3 protein-coding genes are annotated in these 3,299 nt (G+C 41.3%); all 3 read right to left on the bottom strand.

The window, feature by feature from the left end; translation table 11 throughout:
• Nucleotides 1-68: 68 nt before the first annotated feature.
• Genes tssK through ACT3SX_RS14460 form a run of 3 tightly spaced genes read right to left on the bottom strand, consistent with a single transcriptional unit; the run spans nt 69 to nt 3,030 of the window.
• A complete protein-coding gene (gene tssK / locus ACT3SX_RS14470; RefSeq protein WP_442074948.1) occupies nt 69-1,415 on the bottom strand; it encodes a type VI secretion system baseplate subunit TssK in 1,347 nt (448 codons plus the stop codon).
• Between the two features lie 9 nt (nt 1,416-1,424).
• The gene (locus ACT3SX_RS14465; protein WP_192519943.1) at nt 1,425-2,069 is read right to left on the bottom strand and encodes a hypothetical protein; all 645 of its coding nucleotides are present in this window, start codon (nt 2,067-2,069) and stop codon (nt 1,425-1,427) included.
• A gap of 43 nt (nt 2,070-2,112) precedes the next feature.
• A complete protein-coding gene (locus ACT3SX_RS14460; RefSeq protein WP_225739230.1) occupies nt 2,113-3,030 on the bottom strand; it encodes a M15 family metallopeptidase in 918 nt (305 codons plus the stop codon).
• Nucleotides 3,031-3,299 lie beyond the last annotated feature (269 nt).

The following is a 3,299-nucleotide window of genomic DNA, read 5'->3' as shown; positions in this document are numbered from 1 at the left end:
TTATAAAGTCAAACAATCCTATATCAGGCTCACCCAAAAATAGACTTTATAGTGACCAATAAACGATGCTACTGTACGATAGCCATCAGTTCGATTTTTAAGTCGTCAAAACCGTTCGGCACATAAATACAGATAGATTCAGACTTTAGCATCTCTTCATATAACTCACCTACTGGCTCGATAGTGAAGTAGCTAAACCCTGGTCTCACAGGTATTGCGCTAGGCACCTGAGTGACATGTGAGACAGGTGAGCCTGGAAGCGCCGACAAAACACGTTTCTCTACTGCATCAGGAGTCGCAATCTTAAAGCGGCGTGGCACGATATCGATTAGCTCATGCATCGGTAGCGACGAACTAATCGACAGATACAGTTGCGAGCCACGTGTGATCTTGTCACTACTCAGCTCACCAGTATAGTAAGACGGTTTGTTCTGACGTAGTGGAATCGATATAAAGTTACTCGCAATAACGGTATTAAGTAGCTCACGAATAATCGAAATAATACTCACAAATGACTCATTGGCATTATCATGATGATAAGCTGGCAAGTCGCCGACTTTGTATAATGAGCTAAAAGTGGCCAATTGGCTGGCAACATTTAATAACGCCTCATAAAGGCGTTCTGGATGCAATTTATTATTACTATATAAATGGCTCAGCTGAGAGTATGCTGTATTGAGCGTATGTAACAACCAAAAAGAAGCAATATCTGACGAGCGGAACTCTAGCAAATCATTGTTCGACTGGCGATGATGGTCATATAGCGAAGTGGATTTGGTGTTAATCATGGTCATTAAACGATAGACTTGACCAACAAGTGCTGGATTACTCGTGATATGTACGCTTGGCACAATATAATCATCATCTACTTGATAAACACCTTGAGTCGTACGCACCAACTTGGCAACCAATAAAGACACAGTATCTTGACTAGGCGCTTGCGCGGAATGGCTTAGCTGTAAACTGGGGGACAACTTAATAACATCGATAACCGCTTCAGCTGCTTGACTATATAAGTCTTGCGCCTCAACCGCACCTCTTACATAGCGAGCAGGGTTGTCACTGTGCTCAGTCTGTATATTACTGCCGCCACTATGAACTATCTCTAAACTCAAAAATACAAATACATCATCGCCATTGTCTTGAGTATCCAACGTGATAGCTTTTGGCAATGCATCAGTACGGGGCGCTTGATATATCGTTCCGTCTGGTAATACAGCATAAATACTTTGGAAGCTTAATAAATTGCTTTCCAAAAGCTGTTTATCAATTTGAACATCAGACACGCCGTACGCATATGGATGTGCCAACATCATACTCAATGCCCGCTGCGAGTTATGATAAGTGTCTTGAATTTGAAAATGCTGAGGGCGTAGAAACAGTCCCTCGCCCCATAATACTCTGTGTTTACTCAAGACAATCTCCTACGAACAGCTGGTCAATGGCTGCTGATAATATTTTAGTTTGGTCGTAAATTCGGGTGCTTTGTCTGGGCTGATGCCTTCCGTAATATTTACATCGCATGCGCCAATATTAAGCGTGAGTGGTGTGTCAAAGTTGATACTGGTAATTGGAATGAGAAACTGCGAGCGTTTTTTGGTGTATCTCAGCCCTACTTTCACCGCAATAAAACGGGCATCTTGCGGAATATTTAAGCTCAGATTACTGTCACGATTAGGAATGACACTAATCTCTTTCGCAGCTAGCGTTTCAACTTCAGTAAATTGGCTGTCTTCTTCTAAAAATGCTATATAAGCAGTACTCGCTGTACCTTGTGTTGCACGACCAGCATTGGCACTGGCCGATGCTTTAATACTTACTGGAATCGTCTGATGTTTTAAATGTTTTTGCAATGCCTCTAGCTGTTGTTGCTGCTCCTCTAGCTGGCCTTTGAGCTCCTGCAAGTCATCATCATTACTGATAAGACCTTTTATCTTGTCAGTAATACCAGACTCACCTGCTAGCTCAGAGGCGTTGTCATTTGAGCTACTAAATCTATCAGTGCTACATCCAGTTAGCGTGCCACTTAGCAATAGGCCTGTAACAATCAATGATATCGGCAGTGTCATACATCTGTTCATATTTTCAATTTACCTTGAAGTATTATTGTCATTATTGACTGGTCAAAATCTCTGCCATTTCTGGGTGGCCGAGCACCCCTTTTTTACGTAGTTCAACATGACCAAGATCCATCATGCGCCAGTCACCACCCCACACAAGTCCAGCAGACTTCGCTACTTTACCATATAATTTATAACCTCGCATCGCCCAAGGATCCTTTTCAGTAATGACAATCTTACCATTCCTAATAAAAGCACTGTCACCTGCCAAACCAAACTGATGATAGCTCTTGTATGATCCCGCTTTTGTCACGTGAGAACCTTTTTTAAGCAGCCTTGCCTGTCTTTCAGGGCTGCGATAACCTTCTAAAAGCACCATCTCATAGCCATATTGATCACTCATCACCTTATACACAGTCAACAGCCGTTGAACAAACTCTGAGTTCATTTTTTTCCAATTACGGTCAGCGTTCTTAATATTGATATCACCATTACTAAGATGTGACGCTAATATATCGCCTGAATAACCAGTGCTCTTATCTTGGACTTTTAAATCAGACAAATCAGGCTCAGGTAGCATTAGTGGTCTGTCAGTCTGAGGTAGGTTCGTCTGACTATCTGGCCAATAGCCATCATCCGCTGTGCTCGCTTGATAACTTGCAATTTCAGCATCTAGTTCAGCAAATAGTTCTTCAGGTGGCGTTGGTGGCGGACGCAAACGTTCTCCGATTAATAACTGGCTGATTTGATTGCTTGGGGTGCTGAGTGTCGTATCTTTCGCATGATATACCTCAAGAGAATAGTTGGTAATTAAGGCATAGCACAGCCCAGCAGTTGCCATAACAATCACTAACGACAGTGCTGATATGACTGGAATCCGAGAAATATCTATCCTTTTAATTTTGCTTTTTAATTGTTGTATATGAGCGCGCAACGGCTTTGATTGGGTCTTTAATGCTGAAGTGCGCATTGATGTCGACTTGGATTTAGCACTAAATAATTTCTGAAAAATTATCGTAATATTATTTAACAGTCGCGTGTACAGCTGCCTATCAAATAGCATGACAAGCACAACGACAGAAATAAATGTAAAGACAGACACAAGCACGTAAATCATAAGTACACAGCAATGATCGTTAAAATGATAAATTAAAGACAAACAGGCGTTGATAAATTATATTTCGCAAGTATTATATAGACAAATCGTATCTGTTTAAAAGAAAGCTGACTTAATTATAC

It is taken from the genome of Psychrobacter sp. AOP31-B2-9 (assembly GCF_052378005.1).
In the GTDB taxonomy this organism is placed as follows: Bacteria; Pseudomonadota; Gammaproteobacteria; order Pseudomonadales; family Moraxellaceae; genus Psychrobacter.
Note: the sequence above shows the minus strand (reverse complement) of the source record. Positions and strands in the feature narration are given on the sequence as shown.

What these genes read in the sequence shown, in the direction of transcription:
- ACT3SX_RS14465 (WP_192519943.1), bottom strand. Translation starts at nt 2,069, where the DNA reads ATGACACTGCCGATATCATTGATTGTTACAGGCCTATTGCTAAGTGGC.
- ACT3SX_RS14460 (WP_225739230.1), bottom strand. Translation starts at nt 3,030, where the DNA reads ATGCGCACTTCAGCATTAAAGACCCAATCAAAGCCGTTGCGCGCTCAT.